The sequence below is a fragment of the Dietzia sp. oral taxon 368 genome, assembly GCF_002999155.1.
In the GTDB taxonomy this organism is placed as follows: Bacteria; Actinomycetota; Actinomycetes; order Mycobacteriales; family Mycobacteriaceae; genus Dietzia; species Dietzia cinnamea.
On sequence record NZ_CP027238.1, the window covers coordinates 47474 to 69049 of the forward strand.

The window sequence follows — 21576 nt, forward strand, 5'->3', positions numbered from 1 at the left end:
GGCTTGACCGTTCTTGCTCGATGTCAGGCCGGGGGCCGCCAGAAGACTCGGCGTCAGGGCGACGGGCGGGAAGGACCTGCTGACCCGCCGAATCGCGGCGGCGCTGGACGGCGCCCTCTTCGACGAGCCACCGGCGCCCGCGCGCTCCGCGGGAGCTCAGCTCGCCGGCCCGTTGACGCTCCAGACGGTCATACCGCGGGGCCAGCGGTGCAGCCAGGTCGTCCGGGCGTGGTTCGTCGAGCAGGTGGGAGCTCACTTCAGCTTCGATGCCGAGATGCGCGCCTTCTTCGCCGGAACCGACGGAACGCACACGATGCAGGACGCACTCGATCACTACCGATCGACCCGCGGACGGGACGCGAAGCCGATCGACTCGCAGTTCGAGTACAACCGGTTCACCCGCGCGTGGCACGAGACTCACCCGACCGGAACCCGCGACAATGCGCGTCGGGCCTGGCGCGACTACCGCGAGCGACCGCTGGACCAGCGCGGACGGGCCTGACCCGCCGGTGCTCCCGGTACCCGCGGCCCCGCCACCGTTGCGCGATCTCAGACGTTGAAGCGGAACTCCACCACGTCGCCGTCCGCCATGACGTAGTCCTTGCCCTCCATGCGCACCTTGCCGGCGGCCTTGGCGGCGGCCATCGAGCCGGCGGCGTCGAGGTCGTCAAAGGAGACGATCTCGGCCTTGATGAAGCCCTTCTCGAAGTCGGTGTGGATGACGCCGGCGGCCTTGGGGGCGGTGTCGCCCTTGCGGATCGTCCAGGCGCGCGACTCCTTGGGGCCGGCGGTGAGGTAGGTCTGCAGCCCGAGGGTGTGGAAGCCCGCGCGGGCCAGTGCGTTGAGGCCCGGTTCGGTCTGGCCGATCGACTCGAGCAGCTCCATGGCGTCCTCCTCGTCGAGTTCCTGCAGCTCGGCCTCCACCTTGGCGTCGAGGAACACGGCGTCGGCCGGCGCCACGGCGGCGCTCAGCTCAGCCTTGCGCTCGTCGCTCGTGAGCACCGACTCGTCGGCGTTGAAGACGTAGAGGAAGGGCTTGGCGGTCATGAGGTGTAGGTCGCGCAGGAGGCCGCGGTCGATCTCGTCCTGGGCCTTGAACAGTGTGCGCCCGTCCTCGAGCACGGCCTGGGCCTTGCGGATCTCCTCGAGCTGCGCCACCAGCGACTTGTCCTTGCGGGCGTCCTTCTCGATCCGCGGCAGCGCCTTCTCTATGGTCTCGAGGTCGGCGAGGATCAGCTCGGTGGCGATCACCTCGATGTCGGCCATCGGATCGACCTTGCCGTCGACGTGGATGACGTCCGGGTCGTCGAAGACGCGCACGACCTGGCAGATGGCATCGGCCTCGCGGATGTTGGCGAGGAACTTGTTGCCCATGCCCTCGCCGGTGCTGGCGCCCTTGACGATGCCGGCGATGTCGACGAACGACACGACGGCGGGCAGGATCCGCTCGGAGCCGAAGATCTCGGCGAGTCGGTCGAGGCGGGGATCGGGCAGGTCGACCACGCCGACGTTGGGCTCGATAGTGGCGAACGGGTAGTTCGCCGCGAGGACGTCGTTGTTCGTCAGGGCGTTGAACAGGGTCGACTTACCGACGTTGGGCAGTCCGACGATTCCGAGGGTGAGGCTCACGAGGCCACAGTCTACGGACCGCGGCCGGCGGCCCGCCCCCGCGGCCGTCGGACCATCACAGGGAGCGCACCGGCGCGGCCTCTGACAAGATGACTGCCATGAGCGACGAGCCGAAGCCGCATCCCCCCGTCGAGGATCAGGAACAGCACGTCGACCGGTCCGTACTCATCGGCATGGGTGGGCGATGGGTCACCGACTGGGCCCTTCGCCTGGCCATCCTGTTGGTCGCGGGATGGCTCATCTCGCGGATCGGCGGCGCGCTGTGGGTGGGGATCCTCCCGATTCTGTTGGCGCTGATCATCTCGACGGTCCTGTGGCCCCCGACGGGCTGGATGGTGCGGCACAGGGTCCCCAAGACGCTGGCCGCACTGCTGTCGATCATCGGCTCGTTGGGACTACTGACCGGCGTCATCGCCCTGATCGCACCGTCGATCGTGTCGCAGAGCGTGCAGCTCGCGGACCAGACGTCCGAGGCGATCACCGAGGTCCGGGACTGGCTGCGGGGACCGCCGCTCAACATCCGTGACGAGCAGCTGGACGGCCTGCTGGACCAGCTCAGCTCGACGCTGCAGGACCGGGGCGACCAGATCGCGTCCGGCGTGTTCAGCGGCGTCAGCGCCGTGGGGTCGTTCGTCGTCACCCTGGTCCTGGTGTTGGTGCTCACGTTCTTCTTCATCAAGGACGGGCCGCGGTTCCTGCCGTTCGTGCGCCGCAACACCGGCCGCACCGCCGGCCGCCACCTCACCGAGGTCCTCACCCGGGCGTGGAACACGCTGGGCGGCTACATCCGCGCCCAGGCGATCGTGTCGTTCGTCGACGCGGTGCTCATCGGCCTGGCGCTCGTGATCCTGGGCGTGCCGCTGGCGTGGGCATTGGCGGTCATCACGTTCATCGCGGGCTTCATCCCCATCGTCGGTGCGTTCACCGCCGGCGCACTCGCCGTGCTCATCGCGCTCGTGGCCAACGGGTTCACCACCGCGATCATCGTCCTGGTGGTCATCATCGCCGTGCAGCAGCTCGAGGGCAACGTCCTCCAGCCGATCCTGCAGTCGCGCGCCATGAACCTGCACCCGGGCGTCATCCTCCTGGGTGTGGCCGCGGGCAGCACGCTCTTCGGAATCATCGGCGCGTTCCTCGCGGTACCGATCCTCGCCGTGGTCGCGGTGGTCATCCGGTACATCAACGAGCAGATCGATCTGCGCACCGGCGACGTCACCGCCTCCGATCTGGCCTCCGCGACTGACGAGGGCCGCCTGACGGCCTGGCTCGGGGAGATGTCCAGCTCGCGGTTCGCTCCGCTCCGTAAGAGCAGCACCGCGATCATGGCCGGGATGATCGACGAACGGCCGGACATCGCCCCGCCGGGTTCGGCGACGCCCGGGGCGGGCACTCCGGCGGCCGGCTCCGCGCCGGCGCCGGGCGGTGCCGGGGTCGCCGTGACGGGTGACGACGACGAGATGGCTGGTGACGTCAGCCGCGCCGTTCCGCCGATATCGGACGAGCTCCCGCCCGAACCCGGCATCACCGACCCCAAGGCGGTCACGGGCACGCGGCCCTCCCCGCAGGAGGAGGCGGCCAAGTCCATCCCGCTGCGTCGTTTCGGTCGATTCCTCGCCCGTCGGCTGGGCGGTTAGAGTCTTCTCCCGTGAGTAGACGCAGGAGTGGCCGGGTGCCCGCGGACGAGAGGTCCGTCGTCTCCTCGATGCGTGGGCTGCCCGCCTGGACCGCGGTCCTGCTGGCGGTGGCCATCACGCTGACCGGGGTGGCCGTCGATTCGGTCTCGGGCGAGCTCGGCGCCGGGTTCACCGTCGCGTTCGTCCTCGGGTGCGTGGTGTCTGTGCTCGCGATCTCGCGGCGCTCGCTCTTCGTCGCCGGGGTCCAGCCGCCGATCATCATGACGCTGCTGGTGCCGCTGGTCTATGTCATCTCCGGGGCGGGCTCGGGCGCGGGTGTGTTCTCGCGGACGCTGATCGTCTCGGTCGCCTTGCCGTTGGCGACCCGGTTCCCCCTGATGATCGCAACTACTGTCGTCGTAGTGGTGATCGCCCTGATCCGGGCGTTCGTTCTGGAGCCGCTGCCCGCGCGGCCGTCGGCCCCCTCCATCCAGCGCACCGCCCCGGCACACGCACGCCGCTGAGGCGGGGCATATCGGGGCGGCGCGTCGGTCCGGGCGTGCCCGCGGCGCGGGACGACGACCGGGTCAGGCCTTCTGCGGCATCCGCAGCTCTCGGGGCAGGGCGAAGGTGATGGTCTCCTGCGCGGTCTTGACGGTCGACACATCGCTGTATCCGTGCTCGTCGAGGAGCTCGATTACCCCGCGGACGAGGATCTCAGGAACGGACGCGCCGGACGTCACCCCCACGGTGGTGACCCCCTCCAGCCACGCCAGGTCGATCTCGTCGGCGTAGTCCACCAGATGAGCGGCATCCGCGCCGGCCTGGAGGGCAACCTCGACCAACCGCACGGAATTCGAGGAATTCTGCGAACCCACCACGATCACCAGATCGCACTGGGGCGCCATCGCCTTGACCGCACTCTGACGGTTCTGGGTGGCGTAGCAGATGTCATCGGACGGCGGGTCGATGAGTGTGGGGTACTTCTCCTTGAGGCGGCGGACCGTCTCCATGGTCTCGTCCACGCTCAATGTGGTCTGGGAGAGCCAGATGAGCTTCTCTGTGTCCGTCGGTACCTCGAGGGCGTCGACGGCGTCCGGCCCGTCGACCAGGGTCACCACGTCGGGCGCCTCGCCGGCGGTGCCCTCGACCTCCTCGTGGCCCTCGTGTCCCACCAGCAGGATCTGATAGCCCTCGCGGGCGAAGCGCTTGACCTCGGTGTGCACCTTGGTCACGAGCGGGCAGGTCGCGTCGAAGGTGGTGAGTTCCAGCTGCTTGGCGCTCTCCCGGACCGCGGGCGAGACCCCGTGGGCGGAGAACACGAGATTCGCGCCGTGGGGCACCTCGTCGGTCTCGTCGACGAAGATCACCCCACGCTTGGTGAAGGACTCCACGACGTACTTGTTGTGGACGATCTCCTTGCGCATGTACAGCGGTGCACCGTGCTTCTCCAGGGCTTTCTCGACCGTCTCGACGGCTCGGTCGACGCCGGCACAGTAGCCGCGCGGTTCCGCGAGTAGTACCCGCTTGGTTGCCGGTTCGGCGATCATGTCGGTCTGCTCGGTCATGTCCCCAGGGTACGGTTCATACTGGATTTCGACCATTACGCCTCCCTCCACGCCCCCCGGCAGAGAGGTCCGCATGCTCCGACCACTGTTTCTGACCCGTGCCTCGATCGGTCTGGCCGCGACCGCGGCCGAGCGCGTCGTGGCCCTGCCCGGCCGCGCGATCGAGGCGGTGTCCACGCTGCCCGGCGTGCCCGTGCGGGTCGCCGGCGGCCTGGTGCAGTCGTACCTGCACGCGGGACAGACCCTCACCGACCTGGCCGTCAAGGGCGACAGGGTGCTCGCCTCGGTCTTTCCCGCCCGGTCGGATCAGCCGGAATGGGCGACGTTCGACGAGGACGAGACCGAGGAGGTCCTCGACGTGTCCTACCGGGTGTACGGCTCGTCGCGGTCGCCCCGCGGCGGCGGTGACGACGGTGACGATCCGGACGTGCCGACGGGGCGCGTCACCCCCCGCGACGCGTGAGCGCCTCCTCCCCCGGAACCCCGAGCAGCCCTGAGGCGCCGTGGCCGGTCCGGGTCGTCTCGGACCAGATCGCCGCGTGGATCCACCGCCTGGGCGCGGTGTGGGTCGAGGGTCAGATCACCCAGTTGAGTCTGCGCCCGGGCACCCGCACGGCCTTCCTCACGCTGCGGGACCCGTCAGTCGACAACTCGCTGACGCTGACGTGCCCGCCGCGACTCATCTCCGAGTCACCCGTCCCGGTCACGGAGGGCAGTCGGGTGGTGGTCCGCGGGACGCCGCGCTTCTACACGGGCCGCGGCGCGTTCTCTCTCCAGGTCTCGGAGATCCGCCCGGTCGGCGTGGGTGAACTGCTGGCACGCATCGAGCGGCTCAAGCAGGCCCTGGCGGCGGAGGGCCTGTTCGATCCCCGCCTCAAGCGGCCGCTGCCGTTCCTGCCCACGTGCGTGGGTCTGATCACGGGCAGGGCGAGCGCCGCCGAGCGCGACGTTGTCGAGGTGGCTCGTGGTCGCTGGCCGGACGTCCGTTTCGCCGTGCGCAACACCGCCGTGCAGGGGGTGTCGGCCGTGCCCCAGATCCTCGACGCGCTGGCGGAGCTGGACGCCGACCCCGTCGTCGACGTCATCATCCTCGCCCGCGGCGGCGGTTCCGTCGAGGACCTCCTCCCCTTCTCCGACGAGTCGCTGATCCGCGCGATCTCGCGGTGCCGCACGCCGGTCGTCTCGGCGATCGGGCACGAGCCCGACTCCCCGCTGTCGGACCTCGTCGCCGACCTGCGTGCCGCCACGCCCACCGACGCCGCCAAGCGCGTCGTCCCCGACGTGGTCGAGGAGCGGCGCCGCATCGCCGAGGCGCGCGCCCGCACCGCCCGGGCCCTGCGAGGCTGGGTGGAGCGCGAGCGCAACCAGCTCGCCGCGGTGCGGTCCCGGCCGTGCATGGCGAACCCCCACGGGATCGTCGACTCGCGCGCGGAGGTCGTCGCCGAGGCGCTGCGGGCCGCGCGGCGCGACATCACCCGGATCATCGACTCGGAGTCCACGTCGCTCGGCCACCTGTCGGCGCGCCTGACCACCCTGGGCCCGGCGGCCACCCTCGCCCGCGGCTACGCGGTGGTCCAGTCGGTGGCCGGGGTGCACGACGGCCGCGTGGTGTCGTCGATCGCCGACGCCCCGCCCGGCTCCCAGCTGCGCATCCGGGTCTCCGACGGCGCACTGTCCGCCGCGGTGCTCGGGTCGACGCCCGCCGCCGGCCGCACCGCCGCCCCCGCGCCGACCACCACCGGGTCACCCACCACCGGGTCGCACACCACTGAGTCGCCCACCACCGACACACCCGAGACCGACACCCCCGAGGAGCAGTCCTGATGTCCGACGAGCAGACCCCCGTCTCCGAACTGGGCTACGAGCAGGCCCGCGACGAGCTCATCGAGGTGGTCCGCATCCTCGAGGCCGGCGGCCAGGACCTGGACGCCTCCCTCGCCCTGTGGGAGCGGGGCGAGGAACTCGCCGCGCGGTGCACCGAGCATCTCGACGGCGCCCGTGCGCGCATCGACGCGGTCCTCGGCGACGACGACGAGGGCGGCGCCGCCCGGAGCTGAGCCCGCCGCCCGGTCACGCGGGAGGGCTCACCTCCCCGCGCGGGCGATCACTGCGTGGGGAGCGGCTGCGCGTCCTGGACGGCGGCGGCGAGCGTCTCGAACTGATCGGTGGGCGCCGAGCCGGTCACGGCCACGCGGACGTCGTCGAGGTCCAGCACCCACACGGGGCGGACGTCGTCGCCGGTGAGGACGGTCCACTCGCGCCCGGCGATCGGCACCATGGTGCGCTCGGGCCGCGGGCCGCCGTTCAGCGAGCGGAACGCGTCCTCCGGTGCGTCGGACTGGACGAGCTCGACGTAGCTGCGTTCGCCGGTCACCCAGCCGACGTGGCTGGAAGTGGTGCCGGCGAAGCCCTGGACGCGGCCGGAGTTGGCGGTCCAGTCCGCGGGGACCTCGGGCGAGCGGATCGGGTACTCCAGGCTGCGGGCGTCCTGGCGCAGGGACGCGTCGGCGTCGAACTGCGGGATCTGCCCCTGCTCGGGGCCGGACGGGCTGAAGGTGCACAGTCCGGCGACACCGGCGAAGAGTCCGCAGATGACCATGAGCACCACCACCGACCAGAACATGTCGCGGTTGCCCTGCAGGATTCTCGGTTTCGCCTCGGCCACGCCTGTGAGTATCCCACCCACCCGGGGCGACTCCGGCGCGTGGCCCCCGGCCCGGTCGCGGAGGTGGAACAATGAGCGCCGACAACCCGCCGCACGCGCGTGACCCCGTCGCGCCCGCGCCCGCCTCCGAGGAGCCAGACCACCTATGTCAGACGCCAAGCGCCCCGATCGTAACCTCGCCATGGAGCTGGTCCGTGTGACCGAGGCCGCCGCTCTCGCCGCTGGGCGCTGGGTGGGCCGGGGCGACAAGAACGGTGGCGACGGTGCCGCGGTCGACGCCATGCGCGAGCTCATCTCGACCGTCGACATGGACGGCACCGTGGTGATCGGTGAGGGCGAGAAGGACGAGGCGCCCATGCTCTACAACGGCGAGAAGGTCGGCACCGGTGACGGACCGGCGGTCGACGTGGCAGTGGACCCGATCGACGGCACCCGCCTCATGGCGGAGGGTCGCCCCAACTCGATCGCCGTGATCGCGGTCGCCGAGCGCGGCGCGATGTTCGACCCGTCGGCGGTGTTCTACATGCGCAAGATCGCGGTCGGCCCGGACGCCGTCGGCCGGATCGACCTGTCCAAGTCCACCGAGTGGAACATCCGGTCGGTGGCCGAGGCCAAGAACATCGACGTCGGCGACATGACGGTGTGCGTGCTCGACCGCCCCCGCCACGCCGAGCTCATCGCCGAGATCCGTGCCGCCGGCGCCAAGGTGCGTCTCATCATGGACGGCGACGTGGCGGGCGGCGTGGCCGCGGCCTCCGACGACAGCTCGGTGGACATGCTCATGGGTATCGGCGGTACGCCGGAGGGCATCATCACCGCGTGCGCCATGAAGTGCATGGGTGGCGAGATCCAGGGCCAGTTGTGGCCGCAGGACGACGCGGAGCGGCAGAAGGCCGTCGACGCCGGCCTGGACGTCGACGCCATCCTCGGCACCGACGACCTCGTCAAGGGCGACAACTGCTTCTTCGCCGCCACCGGCATCACCAACGGCGACATGGTCCGGGGCGTGAGCTACCGCTCCAACGGCGCCGTCACCCGGTCTTTGGTCATGCGCTCCAAGTCGGGCACGGTCCGCCACGTCGAGGGCCGTCACAAGATGGAGAAGCTCCGCGAGTTCTCGGCCGTCGACTACGGTCAGGCCGCCGACGCCCGCTGACGGCACCCGCGCCCGCCGGGCCCGCGCCGTAGTTCCTGCACGGCCCGGCGGGCGCGCCTAGTCTGGCCCCATGGCCGATCAGACTGAATTCCGTATCGAACACGACACGATGGGCGAGGTCCGGGTCCCGGTCGACGCCCTCTGGCGTGCTCAGACCCAGCGCGCCGTGGAGAACTTCCCCGTCTCGGGCCGAGGCCTCGAGCGGGCACAGATCCGCGCGCTCGGGCTGCTCAAGTCCGCCTGCGCGACCGTCAACGGGCGCCTCGGGCTGCTCGACCGGGAGAAGGTCAACGCGATCGTCGCGGCCGCCGGCCGTATCGCCGAGGGCGAGGTCGACGATCACTTCCCCGTCGACGTGTTCCAGACGGGGTCGGGCACGAGCTCCAACATGAACACCAACGAGGTCATCGCCTCGCTCTGCGCGGCCGAGGGCGTCACGGTCCACCCGAACGACGACGTGAACATGTCCCAGTCGTCCAACGACACGTTCCCCACGGCCACGCACGTCGCCGCGACGGAGGTCGTGATCGCCGACCTCGTGCCGGCCCTCGGCGTGCTCGCCGAGTCGTTCGAGGCGAAGGCCGAGCAGTGGCGCGACGTGGTCAAGCCCGGCCGCACGCACCTCATGGACGCCGTCCCCGTCACCCTCGGTCAGGAGTTCGGCGGCTACGCCCGCCAGATCCGGGCCGGCATCGAGCGTGTCTGCGGCACCCTGCCCCGCGTGGGCGAGTTGCCGATCGGCGGCACCGCCGCGGGCACCGGCCTCAACGCCCCGGACGGGTTCGGCTCCGCCGTCGTCGAGGAGCTGCGTTCCCTCACCGGTCTCGAGGAGCTCCGCCTGGCCGTGGACCCGTTCGAGGCCCAGGCCGCCCGTGACGGGCTGGTCGAGCTGTCGGGCGCACTGCGCACGGTCGCGGTCTCGCTCACCAAGATCGCCAACGACATCCGCTGGATGGGGTCCGGCCCCATGACCGGGCTCTCCGAGGTGCATCTGCCGGACCTGCAGCCGGGGTCGTCGATCATGCCCGGCAAGGTCAACCCGGTGCTGTGCGAGACGATAGCGCAGGTCGCCGCCCAGGTCGTCGGCAACGACGCAGCGGTCGCCTGGGCCGGGGCGAGCGGCGCCTTCGAGCTGAACACCGCCATCCCCGTGATGGCCCGCAACGTGCTGGAGTCGGTCCGGATCCTGTCCACGTCGTCGACCCTGTTCGCCGAGCGGTGCATCGACGGCATCGAGCCGGACGTCGACCGCATGCGCCGTCTGGCCGAGTCCTCCCCCTCGATCGTCACGCCGCTGAACTCGGCGATCGGCTACGAGGAGGCGGCCCGCGTCGCCAAGCACGCCCTCGCCGAAGGGCTCACCATCCGCGAGGCGGTCATCGCGCTGGGCTTCGTCCCCGACCCGCTGTCCGAGGAGGAGCTCGACCGTCGTCTCGACGTTCTCGGGATGACGGGTCTCGATCGCGAGCGCTGATCCGCCGCGAACCGCCGCTCGAAGTGGCAGGGCCCGGGCGACCGCCGGGCCCTGCCACTTTGTTCCTGCTCGACCACTGTGTCCCGGCCGCTCGCCTCAGGCGGCCCGGATCCGGCGGAGTTCGCCGGCCTGGGCGCCGGGGTGGAACTCCTCGAGCATCGTGGTGACGAGTTCGGCGATGGCCGAGCGCTCGGACCTGCTGAGGGTGATGTGGGCGAACAGCGGGTGACCCTTGAGCTTCTCCACCACCGCCTGGATGCCGTCGTGCCGACCGACCCGGAGGTTGTCACGTTGCGCCACGTCGTGGGTGAGAACGACCCGCGATCCGGTGCCCAGTCGGGACAGCACGGTGAGCAGGACGTTGCGCTCGAGCGACTGCGCCTCGTCGACTATCACGAACGAGTCGTGGAGGCTGCGGCCCCGGATGTGGGTCAGTGGCAGCACCTCGAGGATGTCGCGATCCATCACCTCGTCGATCACGTTCTCGCTGACGAGCCCCTCCAGGGTGTCGAACACCGCCTGCGACCAGGGCGACATCTTCTCCGACTCGCTGCCCGGCAGGTAGCCGAGTTCCTGACCGCCGACGGCGTACAGGGGCCGGAAGACGACGATCTTGCGATGTCGACGCCGCTCGAGCACGGATTCGAGCCCAGCGCAGAGGGCGAGGGCGGACTTGCCGGTGCCGGCGCGGCCACCGAGCGAGACGATGCCGATCGACTCGTCGAGCAGACAGTCGATCGCGATACGCTGCTCGGCCGAGCGGCCCCGCAGGCCGAAGGCCTCGACGTCGCCGCGGACCAGTCTGAGTCCGCCGTCGTCGGTGACGCGGGCCAGCGCCGAGGACGAGTCGGTCTGCACCCGCACCCCACAGTGCACGGGTGTTTCTGCGTCGAGGCCGGCCGCGCGGGCGACGAGCGGTGAGGCGCCGCCGGTCGAGAAGAGGGTGTTGACGAGCTCCTGCGTGGCGGGCAGGTCCGAGACGCCGCTGTAGCCGGTGAGAACGACGTCCTGCGCGTGGTACTCGTCCGCGGGCAGTCCCACCGAGCCGGCCTTGACGCGGAGCGGGACGTCCTTGGAGACGAGGACGGTGTCGTCGCCCTCGGCCCGCAGGTTGAGTGCACAGGCGAGGATCCGGGAGTCGTTGCCGGTGTCGCGGAACCCGGCGGGCAGAACCGATTGATCGGTGTGGTTGAGCTCGACCCGCAGGGTGCCGCCGGTGTCCGTGACGGGCAGGTCACCGTCGAGGCGGCCGTGGCGCAGGCGCAGGTCCTCGAGCAGCCGCAGTGCCTCGCGCGCGAAGTAGCCCAGCTCGGGGTGGTGGCGCTTGGCCTCGAGCTCCCCGATCACCGCGATGGGCAGGACCACCCGGTTCTCGGCGAAGCGGGTGACGGCCCACGGGTCGGACAGCAGAACCGAGGTGTCGAGGACGTAGGTACGGACGGTGTCGGTCACGGCGCGCTCCTGGACCGCGGCACCCGCGGTCGTGTCGGGATGGACCGGTCGGCCCAGGTCGTCCGGAGACGACAGGGCCGGGTGCCGGCCCCCTCCCGATCGCCTGTAACGATCATCGGCTGGGACCTCCCGACGGTCGGCTTCCCCACCGACCGTTGGCCCCGACGCTACGCCCCGAATCACATCGCTGTAGTTAAGTCGACGTGAATTCTCCGCGACCTCCCGCGTCCGCCGTCTCCGGCCCGCCGGGGTGTCCCAGCGAGATCCCCGTGCCGTGGACGTTGGGTCGCTTTCTGTCAGCGGCGCTGAAGCCGTGGAAGGCCTCTCACTCCCGCCGGCGCGCGAGCCCCTGAGCGGCGAACGCCTCGTTCAGCTCGAGGAGGTCGACGTCCGCGAGGCTCCGGTCGAGCTTGCCGAGCAGCTCGGCCGTGGCCGCGGTCCGTCACTCGACCATGAGGCGGATGGCCTCGGCGACCACCGCCGGCCGGTCGCCGCCCTCGATCTCGACCGTGACGAGCGTGGTGAGCTGGGCGCCGGAGGGCTTGCGGTCGAGTGAGGTCAGCTCGACGCCGGCCCGGATCCGGGATCCCACCGGGACCGGCGCGGGGAACCGCACCTTGCCGAGCCCGTAGTTGATCATCATCGAGAACCCGCGGATGTCCATGACCCGGTTCCCGAGTACCGGCAACAGTGACAGGGTGAGGTACCCGTGGGCGATGGTCGTGCCGTAGGGCCCCTCCGCAGCTCGGGCGGGGTCCACGTGGATCCACTGGTGATCCCCTGTCGCGTCGGCGAACGCGTCGACGCGCTCCTGCGTGATCTCCATCCAGTCGCTGTATCCCACGTGCTCGCCGATCGCCGCCGACACCTGGTCCAGGCCCTCGAACACCCTCATTTCAATCCTCTCCTCATCCCGGGCCGTGTTCCACCACCACGATAGACATCCCCGGGTGCCGCGGGGTCGCCTCCGGATCGGTCTTGCACTGCAGCGCGATGAGACCCGAGCGACGGGCGTCGGTGATGAACGTCGTGGCACCGGTGATGACCGACCATCAGCCGGGCGGAGCTGACGGTGCTCGGGCGGCGGCACCGCGTTCGATCTGCGCGCCCGGTTGCGTGCTCACCGACCCGTCGGCGACGCGGAGGTCTCGGACTGGGCCTCCACCGTCCTCATACCGTGAATGCAGGATGATGGTGCACATGAATACGACAGGCGATACGCAGCGTGGGCCCGGCGGGGTCTCGCGTCCGCAGAAGACGGCGCTCCTGGTGGCGAAGCGGATCGTCGCGGACATCGCCCGGCGCGGCAACACCGTCGGTGACCGCCTGCCGCCCGAACACCTCATGCTGGAGGAGTACGGCGTCGGCCGGGGCACGCTGCGGGAATCACTGCGGTACCTGGAACTGCAGGGGGCCATCACCCTCAAGCCCGGGCCGGGTGGCGGCCCGATCGTCCAGCAGCCCGACGGCGGGACGCTCGCCGCCGCGTTGAGCCTGCTCATGCAGTTCGAGAACGCCCCGTTCTCCACGATCATGGAGGCGAGGGCGGCGATGGAGCCGTCGATCGCGAGGCTCGCCGCCGGGCGGATGAGCCGCGAGGCGCTGGAGGAGCTCCGCCTCAACGTCGAGGCCACGCGCGAGGGGGCCGAGGGGGGCGAGTACTTCGCCGACGACTCCGAGCGGTTCCACGCCCTCATTGCCTGGGGGTCGGGCAACGTCCTGTTCGGCTATCTCTTCGACGCGCTGCTCGGAATCCTGGCGGGCTCGTCCATGGGCGTGGCCTACCCCAAGCGACAGCGCGACCACACGTGCGCGATCCACGAGGACATCTACCGGGCGATCGCCGACCGCGACGCCGTGGCGGCCCACGACCTCATGGCGCAGCACATCACGGACCACCACCACTACTTGAAGAAGAGGTTCCGCGCGGCGTTGGAGCAGCCGATCCGCTGGGACCTCGCCTGGTGACGAGCGCGGCGCGGTGTCAGATGTGCCGACCGCCGGTGATCTCCAGGACCGTGCCGGTCATGTAGCTCGACATGTCGCTGGCGAGGAAGAGCACCGCCTGCGCGACCTCGCCCGGTTCGGCCGCCCTCCCCATGGGGATCTCGGCCATCTTCTCCTCCCAGATGTGCTCGGGCATCGCGAGCGTCATCGCGGTCCGGATGAGCCCGGGCTGGACGGCGTTGACGCGCACGCCCGCGAAGGCGACCTCCTTGGCCGCGGCCTTGGTCAGTCCGACGATCCCTGCCTTGGCCGCCGAGTAGTTGGTCTGACCGACCAGGCCGACCTTGCCGGAGATCGAGGAGATGTTGACGATCGCCCCTCCGCCGTGGCCGCGCATGCGCCCGGCGGCAGCGCGGGTACCGTTCCAGGTGCCTTTGAGGTGGATAGCGATGATGTCGTCGAACTGCTCCTCGGTCATCGTGCGCATCGTGGCGTCGCGGGTGACCCCGGCGTTGTTGACGAACACCCCGAGCGGCCCGAACGCCTCCTCGGCGACGTCGATCGCAGCCTCGACGGCGGCGCCGTCCCGCACGTCACAGTGCAGGTACCGAACGTGGTCCTCGCCGCCCAGCTCGGCGACCGCCGCGGCGCCGGCCTCGTCGTCGATGTCCCCGACCACGACGCGGGCTCCGTTCGCGATGAACGTCCGGGCGATCTCCAGCCCGATCCCGCGCGCGGCCCCCGTGACGACCGCGGTCCGACCCTCGAGAAGTCCCATCATGTGCCCCCTTCGTCCAGTGCCCCGGCCCTCTCGACCAGGATCGCCTCGGTGTGTCCGCCCCGTGCCGGCACGCGCCCCATCGGCGGTTCGAGGCCCGAGAACCTCATCGCCGGCAGCAGTCCGCGGACCGGCCCGGCCGGGGTCCCCACCCCGCGCCACCGGTTCCGGGCCGCGAGTTGCGGGTGCTCGACCGGCCCGGCGACGTCGTTGAGCCGCGCCGCCGGCACACCGAACCGGTCCAGACTGTCGGCCCGCTCCGCCGAGTCGGGCGAATCACCCACCGACCCCGCGGCGGTCACCGGCTACCCGCCGCCCGCGTGGCCGCCCGGACGAGGCCGCCACCGATGATGAGCCTCTGGATCTCGCTGGTCCCCTCGTACAGGCGCAGCAGCCGGACGTCCCGGTAGATCCGCTCGACGGGGACGCCGCGGATGTACCCGCTGCCACCGTGGATCTGGACGGCCAGGTCGGCGGCCCGACCGGCCATCTCGGTGCAGTAGAGCTTGGCCGCCGACGGGGCGATCCGGCGGTCCTCACCACAGTGATACTTCGCGGCGGCCTCGCGGACCATCGCGCGACCCGCCATCACGCCCACCTGGATATCCGCCAACATCGCCTGTACCAGTTGGAACTCACCGATCACCGTCCCGCCCTGGGTGGCGGTGGAGGCGTGCGCGAGCGACTCGTCCAATGCGCGCTGCGCGGCACCGACCGCCAACGCGGCGATGTGCACGCGGCCCCGCGCCAGCGAGGTCATCGCGGCCCGGTAGCCCGCGTCCTCGTCACCGCCGACCAACGCATCGTCAGGTACGCGGACGGCCTGGAAGCTGACCTCGGCGGTCCAGGCACCCTCCTGGCCCATCTTCTCGTCCTTGGGCCCCACCGTCACGCCCGGCGTGTCCGCGGGGACGAGGAAGACGGCGACGCCAGTGCCGTCGGCGTCGGCGGGACGGGTCCGGGCGAACACGACGAACAGGCCGGCGAGCGGCGCGTTGGTGATGAAGCGCTTGGCTCCCTCGATCACCCAGCCGGCTCCGTCGCGCACCGCCTTGGTGGTCAGCCCAGCCGGGTTCGACCCGGCGCCGTCCTCCGTGAGAGCGAACGACGCGATCACCTCCCCTGAGGCGATCGACCCCAGCCACCTCGCCTTCTGCTCGTCCGTCCCGAAGTTCACCAGCACCTGCCCGGCGATCCCGTTGTTGGTGCCGAACAGGGACCGCATCGCGAAGGTCGTGTAGCCGAACTCCATCGCCATCTCGACGTCCTGGGTCAGGTCCAACCCCAGGCCTCCCCAGCGCTGCGGGATCGCGTAACCGAACAGGCCCAAGTCGGCCAGCCCCGCGCGGATGTCCGCCGGGACCTCGTCGGCGTCGGCGATCTCCTGCTCGCGCGGCAGCACCACCGTACGGATGTAGTCGCGCGTCGTCGCGAGAATGTCCGCGAAATCGTCCCCGGAGACCTCCGGGTCCGCCACCGTCGTGTCCATCGCCCGCCTTCCGCCGCTTCCAGCGCGTCGCCTGGATGCTACCAACTATGATCATCGTTAGCGGGGAGCTCCATCCGCCCCTGAGTCCCACCGGATCTGCTGAGACGGACACCGGTGCCTGAGTACAGTCGGCGCCATGAAGGCTGCCGTGTGTGTCGAGACCGGATCCCCGCTGGTGATCGAGGACATCCCGATCCCCGAACCGCGGGAGGGCGAGGTTCTCGTGCACAACCACGCCTGCGGGGTGTGCCACACCGACCTGCACGTCATGAAGGGCGAGGTCGGATTCCCGCTCCCCGGAGTGCTCGGCCACGAGATCTCGGGCGTCGTGGCCGAGGTCGGCCGCGGCGTCACCACCGTCCGCCCCGGCGACCGGGTAGTGGGCTCGTTCATCATGCCGTGCGGCTACTGCGAGAACTGCGCGCGCGGCATGGAGGACATCTGCTCCACATTCTTCGAGTACAACCGCCTGCGCGGGACCCTGTACGACGGCGAGAGCCGGTTGCGCCGCGCCTCCGGTGAACCGCTGTCCATGTACTCGATGGGCGGGTTGGCCGAGTACAGCGTCACGCCCGCCACGGCAGTGTTCGCCCTCCCGGACCACCTCGACCTGACCGACTCCGCGATCCTCGGGTGCTCGATGTTCACCGCATACGGGGCGGTCCGCAACGTCGGCGATCTCCGCACCGGGGAGTCGGTCGCGGTGGTGGCGGTCGGCGGCGTCGGCCAGAACATCGTCCAGTTGTCCGCGGTGAGCGGCGCGGAATCGGTCATCGCGATCGACGTCGACGACGACAAGCTCGCGCTCGCCCGCCGTATGGGCGCCACCCACACCATCAACTCGGCGCAGACCGATGCGACGGCCGCCGTCATGGAGATCACGGGTGGCCGCGGGGTCGACGCGGCATTCGAGGCGCTCGGCTCCGCGGTCACGACCCGCCAGGCCACCGAGGTCGCCAGAGAGGGCGGCCGCGTCGTGGTGGTGGGCATCCCGCCGGCCGGGACGTCCCTGGACGCGGATCTGGCGCGCATCGTCCGTCGGAAGATACAGATCAAGGGTTCGTACGGCGCGCGGGCCCGGCAGGACGTGCCCGCCCTCATCCGTCTGCTGGCCGCCGGCAAGCTGGATCTCGGCCAGGTCATCTCGCGGCGCGTCCCGATGGCCGAGGCGCCGCAGGCCTACGAGGCGCTCGACCGCGGCGAGGTGCTGGGGCGCGCCATCGTCCTCACCGGCGACTGAGCGCCCTCGTCGAGAAGAGCGTTTCGCACAGATCCACTCGACCGATACGGGCGAAATCGTCTTCTCGATGGTGACGGCAGCAGGCCCCGCCGAACGACCCCCACTCGCACCGACCCCCGGCCCGCCGCCATCAAGGCGAGGGCCGGGGTCGGGGGCGCGCTGATCGGGCAGGTCAGAGCAGTTCGATGATGGTGGCGTTCGCCTGGCCGCCGCCCTCACACATCGTCTGCAGGCCGTACTTGATGTCCTTGTCCTTCATGTGGTGGACGAGGTCGGCGAAGATGCGCGCGCCGGACCCACCGAGGGGGTGACCGAGCGCGATCGCGCCGCCGTTGGGGTTGAGTCTGGCCGGGTCCGCGCCCGTGTCGGCCAGCCACGCCATGGGCACGGAGGCGAACGCCTCGTTGACCTCGAACACCCCGATGTCATCGATCGACAGACCCGACTTCTGCAGGGCCTTGGCGGTCGCCGGGATCGGCGCGGTGAGCATGATGACCGGGTCGTCACCCGCGAGAGTCGCGGCGTGCACGCGAGCCAGCGGGGTGCAGCCATACTTGGCGGCCGCCTCCTCGCTCATCACCAGGATCGCCGCCGAACCGTCGGAGATCTGCGAGGCGTTGCCCGCGTGGATGACACCGTCCTCCTTGAACGGCGTCTTGAGCCCGGCCAGTCCCTCGACGGTGCTCCCGCGGCGGATACCCTGATCGGTGTCGAACACGCCGTCCGGGGTGGTCACCGGCACGATGTGCCCGGCGAAGAACCCGGCGTCCTGTGCGGCGGCGGCCTTCTCGTGCGAGGCCACCGCGAACTCGTCGAGCTGGGTGCGGGAGAAGCCCCACCGCTCGGCGATCATCTCGGCGCCCACACCCTGGTTGGGCGCGATGCCGTCGTACCGGTCCATGAAGTGCTGCCCGTAGGGGAACGAATCGGCGGACACGTGCGAGCCCATCGGTACGCGGGTCATCGACTCCACGCCGCCGGCCACGACCACGTCGTGGTACCCGGACTCGACGACCGCGACGGCGAAGCTCAGCGCCTGCTGCGACGACCCACACTGCCGGTCGATCGTCACGCCGTTGACCGTCTCGGGCCACCCGGCGGACAGCGCGGCGGTCCGGGCGATGTCGCCGGCCTGCTCACCGGCCTGCGTCACACAGCCCCAGATGACGTCCTCGACGACCGCCGGGTCGATCCCCGCCCGCTCGACGAGCCCGTTGAGCACCACGCCGGACAGGTCAGCCGGATGCACCCCGGCCAGGCCGCCCTTGCGCTTACCCACCGCGCTACGCACGGCCTCCACGATCACTGCACCCATGTAGGTTCTTCCTTCTCTCTCGTGCGTCCCCCGGTGCCGGACGCTCCCGGCCACTGGTGGGACATCCTAGGGTTATCCGATGTACGGCGGGGTCTTCTTCAGTTCGCCACGCGCGATCGTGCGGCGGTGGACGGCGTCCGGTCCGTCGACGATGCGCAGGGCCCGCGCCCAGGCGTAGAAGTACGCGAGCGGGGTGTCGTCGGAGACGCCGGCGCCGCCGAAGACCTCGATGGCCCGGTCGATGACCGCGCACGCGACCTGCGGCGCGATGACCTTGATGGCCGAGATCTCGAAGCGGGCCTCCTTGGCGCCGACGGTGTCAATCATCCACGCGCAGTGCTGGACCTGCAGGCGCGCCTGATCGATCTCGATCCGCGAGTTGGCGATGTGCTCCTGCACCACGCCCTGACTCGCCAGCGACCCGCCGAACGCGTGGCGCGACTTGGCCCGGTCGACCATGAGCGCGAGCGCCCGCTCGGCCATCCCGATGGCGCGCATGGCGTGGTGGATCCGGCCCGGTCCGAGGCGCGCCTGGGCGATCGCGAAGCCGGCCCCCTCCTCCCCGAGCAGGTTCGAAGCGGGCACCCGCACGTTGTCGAACACCAGCTCACAGTGCCCGTGCTGGTCCTGGTAGCCGAAGAGGGGCAGATTGCGCTCGATCCGCAGGCCCGGGGTGTCGCGCGGGACGAGGACCATGGACTGCTGACGGTGGGTCTCGGCGTCGGGGTCGGTCTTGCCCATGACGATGAGGATCTCGCAGCGGGTGTCGGCGATGCCCGTGATCCACCACTTGCGACCGTTGATCACGTACTCGTCGCCCTCGCGGCGGATCACGGTCTGGATGTTGGTGGCGTCCGAGGAGGCGACATCCGGCTCGGTCATGGCGTACGCCGAGCGGATCTTCCCCTCCTTGAGCGGCTCGAGGTACCTGGCCTTCTGCTCATCGGTGCCGAACAGGTGGAAGGTCTCCATGTTCCCGGTGTCGGGGGCCTGCGAGTTGATCGCCTCGGGGGCGATGACGGGCGACCATCCCGTGATCTCCGAGACGGCGGCGAACTCGAGGTTGGAGATGCCCGACCACTCGGGCAGGAAGAGGTTCCACAGGCCACGACGGCGGGCCTCGGCCTTGAGGTCCTCCATGATCGGCGGGTAGGCGTTGTCGCCGTGTTCGCGCAGATACGCGGACCACACGGGCTCGGCCGGGAAGACGTGCTCCCGCATGAACTCCCACATGTTCTCCTGCAGCTCGAGGCTGCGCTGACTGTGAGCGAATTCCATTGTTTCTACTCCTGTAGTGGTTGTCGGCGCGGACGCGGTCAGTGCAGGGTCATGCCACCGTCGACCACGAGGGTCGCGCCGGTGATGAAGGACGAGGCGTCGGAGGCGAGGAATACCAGCGCTGAGTCGAGTTCGGGCTGCAGTCCGAGCCTGCCGAAGATGGTGCTGCCGGTGATGTCGGCGAGCATCTTCTCGGGGATCTCGTCGGTCATCTCGGAGGCGAAGTACCCGGGGGCGAGCGCGTTGACGCGGATGCCACGGCGGCTGCCCCACTGGTGGGCCAGGTCGCGGGTCAGGCCGAGAACGGCCGCCTTGGTCGCGGAGTACGCGGCCTGCGGCGCGAAGCCGGCGGTCAGGCCCAGCACGCTGGCGACGTTGACGATGCTCGAGCCGGGCTGCATGACGGCCGCGCACTCCTTGGCCGCCCAGTAGGCGCCGTTCAGGTTGACGTCCACCACGCCGCGGAACTGCTCCGGTGTCTCCTTGAGGGCGGGCACGGCGGTGCCGAGTCCGGCGTTGTTGACGAGGATGTCGATGCGCCCGTGGGCGTCCGTCACCGCGCGGACCATCGCCCCGCAGGCCTCTGGGTCCGCGACGTCGCAGGCCACGGTCATCGCGGTGCCGCCGGACGCGCGCAGGTCGTCTGCGAGTGCCTCGAGCCGGTCGCGGCGCCGGGCGGCGAGCACGACGATCGCGCCGGCCGAGGACAACGCGCGGGCGAATCCCGCCCCGAGGCCGGAGGACGCGCCGGTGATCACGGCGACGCGGCCGTCCAGGCGGAACCGTTCCAGGACGGGCACCGCCGACTGCGGTCCCGTGCGAGGGTCGACGGGGGCCGACGCACCGGGATCGGAGGCGCCGGGGGTGGGATCAGTCATCGCGTGGTCCCCTTCCGGGAGTCGAGGATCGAGTGGCCGTGGTCGACCAGCTCGCGGATCTGCGGGCCGATGTCTCCGAAGTCCTGCCCGGCCATGTCGCCGGCCTCGGAGCGGGTGGCCACGCCCTGGGCGATGGCGGCGAACTTGAACGTGGCGAACGCCAGGTACCAGGGCATGTGGGACGGGTCCGTGCCGGTGGCGTCGCAGTACCGGTCGAGGAGGCGCTGCGGCCCCGGCCACCCGGGTTCGGTGGTGACGGTGGGGATGAGCGGCACCGTCGGCCCGTCGGGATCGCCCCAGTACAGGACGGTCTGTGCCAGGTCGGCGACGGGGTCACCGAGCGTGGACAGCTCCCAGTCGAGGATCGCCTTGATGCGCCCCGGGTCGTCGGGGTCGACGACGTAGTTGTCCAGTCGGTAGTCACCGTGGATGATCCGCGACGACGGAGAGGTGGGCATGCTCTCGCCGAGACGCGCCGCCAGGTCGGGCAGGCGCTCGGCCCGGACAGAGGCACTGGACTTCTCCGACTGGCCCAGCCAGCGTCGGAGTTGTCGCTCCAGATAGCCCTCCGGGCGTCCGAGATCGGACAGGCCCACGGCGTCCTGGTCCACGGCATGGAGCGCGACCAGGGCGTCGATCTGGGCGTCGGCCATGGCCGCCTTGTCGTCGTCGGACTCGGCGAAGCCCGGCGGTAGCACGTCACGGATGACGTGGCCGACCACCTTCTCCATCACGTAGTACGGCACGCCCAGGTCCTCACCGGTGGTCTCGTTGAGCACCACCTTCGCGACCGGCACGTCCGTGTCCGCGAGCCCGAGCTGGATGCGCGCCTCCCGGCCCATGTCGTGGGCGCTCGGCAGGAGCTTCCCCGTGGGTGGCCGCCGCAGGATGAGCTCACCGGCGTCCGAGCGGAGCGTGAACGTGAGGTTCGACTTGCCGCCGGCGATGAGCTCGGCGTCGAAATCGGTCCACGCCCGGTCGCCGGTGGCCTCGGCGATCTTCGGACCCACGATGTCGGGGCGGAGCAGCTGGTCGAGCGACAGGCCCGTGGCCTCTGACGATGATGGGGTCATGGAGTTCGATCCTCGCTGTTG

General features: G+C 70.5%; 22 protein-coding genes and 2 pseudogenes. 10 read left to right on the top strand and 14 right to left on the bottom strand.

The genetic code is table 11. The features are described 5' to 3' along the window. The first annotated feature begins 13 nt into the window (after window positions 1–13). Window positions 14–502: a DUF6434 domain-containing protein gene (locus C3V38_RS00260; RefSeq protein WP_106384844.1), complete on the top strand. Its 489-nt coding sequence runs from the start codon at window positions 14–16 to the stop codon at window positions 500–502. A gap of 47 nt (window positions 503–549) precedes the next feature. On the opposite strand, the gene ychF is transcribed toward C3V38_RS00260, so the two are convergent. Continuing rightward, window positions 550–1629, bottom strand: coding sequence for a redox-regulated ATPase YchF (gene ychF, locus C3V38_RS00265; protein WP_061914328.1), 1080 nt, complete (start codon window positions 1627–1629; stop codon window positions 550–552). A gap of 98 nt (window positions 1630–1727) precedes the next feature. Between ychF and C3V38_RS00270 the strand changes: the two genes are divergently transcribed. Together C3V38_RS00270 and C3V38_RS00275 are read left to right on the top strand one after the other, a co-directional pair. Next, on the top strand, window positions 1728–3263 hold the full coding sequence (locus C3V38_RS00270; protein WP_106384845.1) for an AI-2E family transporter: 1536 nt from the start codon (window positions 1728–1730) through the stop codon (window positions 3261–3263). Between the two features lie 11 nt (window positions 3264–3274). Next, window positions 3275–3766: a DUF6542 domain-containing protein gene (locus tag C3V38_RS00275; RefSeq protein WP_232303020.1), complete on the top strand. Its 492-nt coding sequence runs from the start codon at window positions 3275–3277 to the stop codon at window positions 3764–3766. 63 nt (window positions 3767–3829) lie between these two features. Here the strand turns inward: C3V38_RS00275 and C3V38_RS00280 are convergent, their stop codons facing one another. Continuing rightward, window positions 3830–4810, bottom strand: a complete 981-nt coding sequence (locus C3V38_RS00280; RefSeq protein ID WP_061914332.1) for a 4-hydroxy-3-methylbut-2-enyl diphosphate reductase — start codon at window positions 4808–4810, stop codon at window positions 3830–3832. A 73-nt stretch (window positions 4811–4883) separates the two neighbouring features. Here C3V38_RS00280 and C3V38_RS00285 point away from each other — a divergent pair, with 73 nt between their 5' ends. Genes C3V38_RS00285 through C3V38_RS00295 form a run of 3 tightly spaced genes read left to right on the top strand, consistent with a single transcriptional unit; the run spans window position 4884 to window position 6867 of the window. Then, a complete protein-coding gene (locus C3V38_RS00285) occupies window positions 4884–5273 on the top strand; it encodes a hypothetical protein (protein WP_063935291.1) in 390 nt (129 codons plus the stop codon). Then, a complete protein-coding gene (gene xseA / locus C3V38_RS00290) occupies window positions 5270–6634 on the top strand; it encodes an exodeoxyribonuclease VII large subunit (protein WP_106384846.1) in 1365 nt (454 codons plus the stop codon). The genes C3V38_RS00285 and xseA overlap by 4 nt, the downstream gene beginning before the upstream one ends. Continuing rightward, on the top strand, window positions 6634–6867 hold the full coding sequence (locus tag C3V38_RS00295; RefSeq protein WP_106384847.1) for an exodeoxyribonuclease VII small subunit: 234 nt from the start codon (window positions 6634–6636) through the stop codon (window positions 6865–6867). The genes xseA and C3V38_RS00295 overlap by 1 nt, the downstream gene beginning before the upstream one ends. A 47-nt stretch (window positions 6868–6914) precedes the next feature. On the opposite strand, the gene C3V38_RS00300 is transcribed toward C3V38_RS00295, so the two are convergent. Beyond that, on the bottom strand, window positions 6915–7475 hold the full coding sequence (locus C3V38_RS00300) for a DUF4245 domain-containing protein (protein ID WP_007631334.1): 561 nt from the start codon (window positions 7473–7475) through the stop codon (window positions 6915–6917). 145 nt (window positions 7476–7620) lie between these two features. Here C3V38_RS00300 and glpX point away from each other — a divergent pair, with 145 nt between their 5' ends. Together glpX and C3V38_RS00310 are read left to right on the top strand one after the other, a co-directional pair. Then, a complete protein-coding gene (gene glpX / locus C3V38_RS00305) occupies window positions 7621–8631 on the top strand; it encodes a class II fructose-bisphosphatase (protein WP_007631332.1) in 1011 nt (336 codons plus the stop codon). Window positions 8632–8701: 70 nt separating this feature from the next. Next, window positions 8702–10105 carry a class II fumarate hydratase gene (locus tag C3V38_RS00310; RefSeq protein ID WP_106384848.1) on the top strand — a complete coding sequence of 468 codons (1404 nt, stop codon included), beginning with the start codon at window positions 8702–8704 and terminating at the stop codon, window positions 10103–10105. Window positions 10106–10201: 96 nt separating this feature from the next. Here the strand turns inward: C3V38_RS00310 and C3V38_RS00315 are convergent, their stop codons facing one another. From C3V38_RS00315 to C3V38_RS00330, 4 genes and pseudogenes are all read right to left on the bottom strand, one after another. After that, window positions 10202–11557, bottom strand: coding sequence for a PhoH family protein (locus C3V38_RS00315; RefSeq protein WP_106384849.1), 1356 nt, complete (start codon window positions 11555–11557; stop codon window positions 10202–10204). Between the two features lie 193 nt (window positions 11558–11750). Continuing rightward, a pseudogene (locus tag C3V38_RS17815) lies at window positions 11751–11990 on the bottom strand (hypothetical protein); the annotation flags it as partial. Window positions 11991–11999: 9 nt separating this feature from the next. Continuing rightward, window positions 12000–12452: a MaoC family dehydratase gene (locus C3V38_RS00325; protein ID WP_061914346.1), complete on the bottom strand. Its 453-nt coding sequence runs from the start codon at window positions 12450–12452 to the stop codon at window positions 12000–12002. A 16-nt stretch (window positions 12453–12468) separates the two neighbouring features. Next, window positions 12469–12603 (bottom strand): annotated as a pseudogene (locus C3V38_RS00330) (acyl-CoA dehydrogenase); the annotation flags it as partial. A 154-nt stretch (window positions 12604–12757) separates the two neighbouring features. Between C3V38_RS00330 and C3V38_RS00340 the strand changes: the two are divergent. Then, complete coding sequence (locus tag C3V38_RS00340; RefSeq protein WP_239550302.1) at window positions 12758–13525, top strand: FadR/GntR family transcriptional regulator; 768 nt, start codon at window positions 12758–12760, stop codon at window positions 13523–13525. A 16-nt stretch (window positions 13526–13541) separates the two neighbouring features. Here the strand turns inward: C3V38_RS00340 and fabG are convergent, their stop codons facing one another. Genes fabG through C3V38_RS00355 form a run of 3 tightly spaced genes read right to left on the bottom strand, consistent with a single transcriptional unit; the run spans window position 13542 to window position 15771 of the window. Beyond that, the gene (gene fabG, locus C3V38_RS00345; RefSeq protein WP_106384851.1) at window positions 13542–14282 is read right to left on the bottom strand and encodes a 3-oxoacyl-ACP reductase FabG; all 741 of its coding nucleotides are present in this window, start codon (window positions 14280–14282) and stop codon (window positions 13542–13544) included. Further along, window positions 14282–14584 carry a hypothetical protein gene (locus C3V38_RS00350; RefSeq protein ID WP_217354153.1) on the bottom strand — a complete coding sequence of 101 codons (303 nt, stop codon included), beginning with the start codon at window positions 14582–14584 and terminating at the stop codon, window positions 14282–14284. The genes fabG and C3V38_RS00350 overlap by 1 nt, the downstream gene beginning before the upstream one ends. Then, window positions 14581–15771, bottom strand: a complete 1191-nt coding sequence (locus C3V38_RS00355; protein WP_061914354.1) for an acyl-CoA dehydrogenase family protein — start codon at window positions 15769–15771, stop codon at window positions 14581–14583. Before C3V38_RS00355 ends, C3V38_RS00350 begins: the two co-directional genes overlap by 4 nt. A 136-nt stretch (window positions 15772–15907) precedes the next feature. Here C3V38_RS00355 and C3V38_RS00360 point away from each other — a divergent pair, with 136 nt between their 5' ends. Next, window positions 15908–17011 (top strand): zinc-binding dehydrogenase, encoded by a 1104-nt coding sequence (locus tag C3V38_RS00360; RefSeq protein WP_106384852.1) that lies wholly within the window; start codon window positions 15908–15910, stop codon window positions 17009–17011. 172 nt (window positions 17012–17183) lie between these two features. Here the strand turns inward: C3V38_RS00360 and C3V38_RS00365 are convergent, their stop codons facing one another. The 4 genes from C3V38_RS00365 to C3V38_RS00380 all read right to left on the bottom strand — a co-directional run bounded on the left by C3V38_RS00365 (window position 17184) and on the right by C3V38_RS00380 (window position 21555). Further along, entirely contained in the window at window positions 17184–18326 is a 1143-nt protein-coding gene (locus C3V38_RS00365) for a thiolase family protein (RefSeq protein WP_106384853.1), read from the bottom strand. Between the two features lie 72 nt (window positions 18327–18398). Then, a complete protein-coding gene (locus C3V38_RS00370) occupies window positions 18399–19604 on the bottom strand; it encodes an acyl-CoA dehydrogenase family protein (RefSeq protein WP_061227586.1) in 1206 nt (401 codons plus the stop codon). 38 nt (window positions 19605–19642) lie between these two features. After that, on the bottom strand, window positions 19643–20404 hold the full coding sequence (locus C3V38_RS00375; RefSeq protein WP_106386297.1) for an SDR family NAD(P)-dependent oxidoreductase: 762 nt from the start codon (window positions 20402–20404) through the stop codon (window positions 19643–19645). 74 nt (window positions 20405–20478) lie between these two features. Next, window positions 20479–21555, bottom strand: coding sequence for a phosphotransferase family protein (locus tag C3V38_RS00380; protein WP_106384854.1), 1077 nt, complete (start codon window positions 21553–21555; stop codon window positions 20479–20481). Window positions 21556–21576 lie beyond the last annotated feature (21 nt).

Coding starts and splice junctions, on each gene's coding strand:
- C3V38_RS00355 (WP_061914354.1), bottom strand. CDS start 15,771: ATGGACACGACGGTGGCGGACCCGGAGGTCTCCGGGGACGATTTCGCG.
- C3V38_RS00295 (WP_106384847.1), top strand. CDS start 6,634: ATGTCCGACGAGCAGACCCCCGTCTCCGAACTGGGCTACGAGCAGGCC.
- C3V38_RS00285 (WP_063935291.1), top strand. CDS start 4,884: ATGCTCCGACCACTGTTTCTGACCCGTGCCTCGATCGGTCTGGCCGCG.
- C3V38_RS00380 (WP_106384854.1), bottom strand. CDS start 21,555: ATGACCCCATCATCGTCAGAGGCCACGGGCCTGTCGCTCGACCAGCTG.
- C3V38_RS00310 (WP_106384848.1), top strand. CDS start 8,702: ATGGCCGATCAGACTGAATTCCGTATCGAACACGACACGATGGGCGAG.
- C3V38_RS00340 (WP_239550302.1), top strand. CDS start 12,758: ATGAATACGACAGGCGATACGCAGCGTGGGCCCGGCGGGGTCTCGCGT.
- C3V38_RS00365 (WP_106384853.1), bottom strand. CDS start 18,326: ATGGGTGCAGTGATCGTGGAGGCCGTGCGTAGCGCGGTGGGTAAGCGC.
- glpX (WP_007631332.1), top strand. CDS start 7,621: ATGTCAGACGCCAAGCGCCCCGATCGTAACCTCGCCATGGAGCTGGTC.
- C3V38_RS00270 (WP_106384845.1), top strand. CDS start 1,728: ATGAGCGACGAGCCGAAGCCGCATCCCCCCGTCGAGGATCAGGAACAG.
- fabG (WP_106384851.1), bottom strand. CDS start 14,282: ATGGGACTTCTCGAGGGTCGGACCGCGGTCGTCACGGGGGCCGCGCGC.
- C3V38_RS00370 (WP_061227586.1), bottom strand. CDS start 19,604: ATGGAATTCGCTCACAGTCAGCGCAGCCTCGAGCTGCAGGAGAACATG.
- C3V38_RS00360 (WP_106384852.1), top strand. CDS start 15,908: ATGAAGGCTGCCGTGTGTGTCGAGACCGGATCCCCGCTGGTGATCGAG.
- C3V38_RS00325 (WP_061914346.1), bottom strand. CDS start 12,452: ATGAGGGTGTTCGAGGGCCTGGACCAGGTGTCGGCGGCGATCGGCGAG.
- C3V38_RS00280 (WP_061914332.1), bottom strand. CDS start 4,810: ATGACCGAGCAGACCGACATGATCGCCGAACCGGCAACCAAGCGGGTA.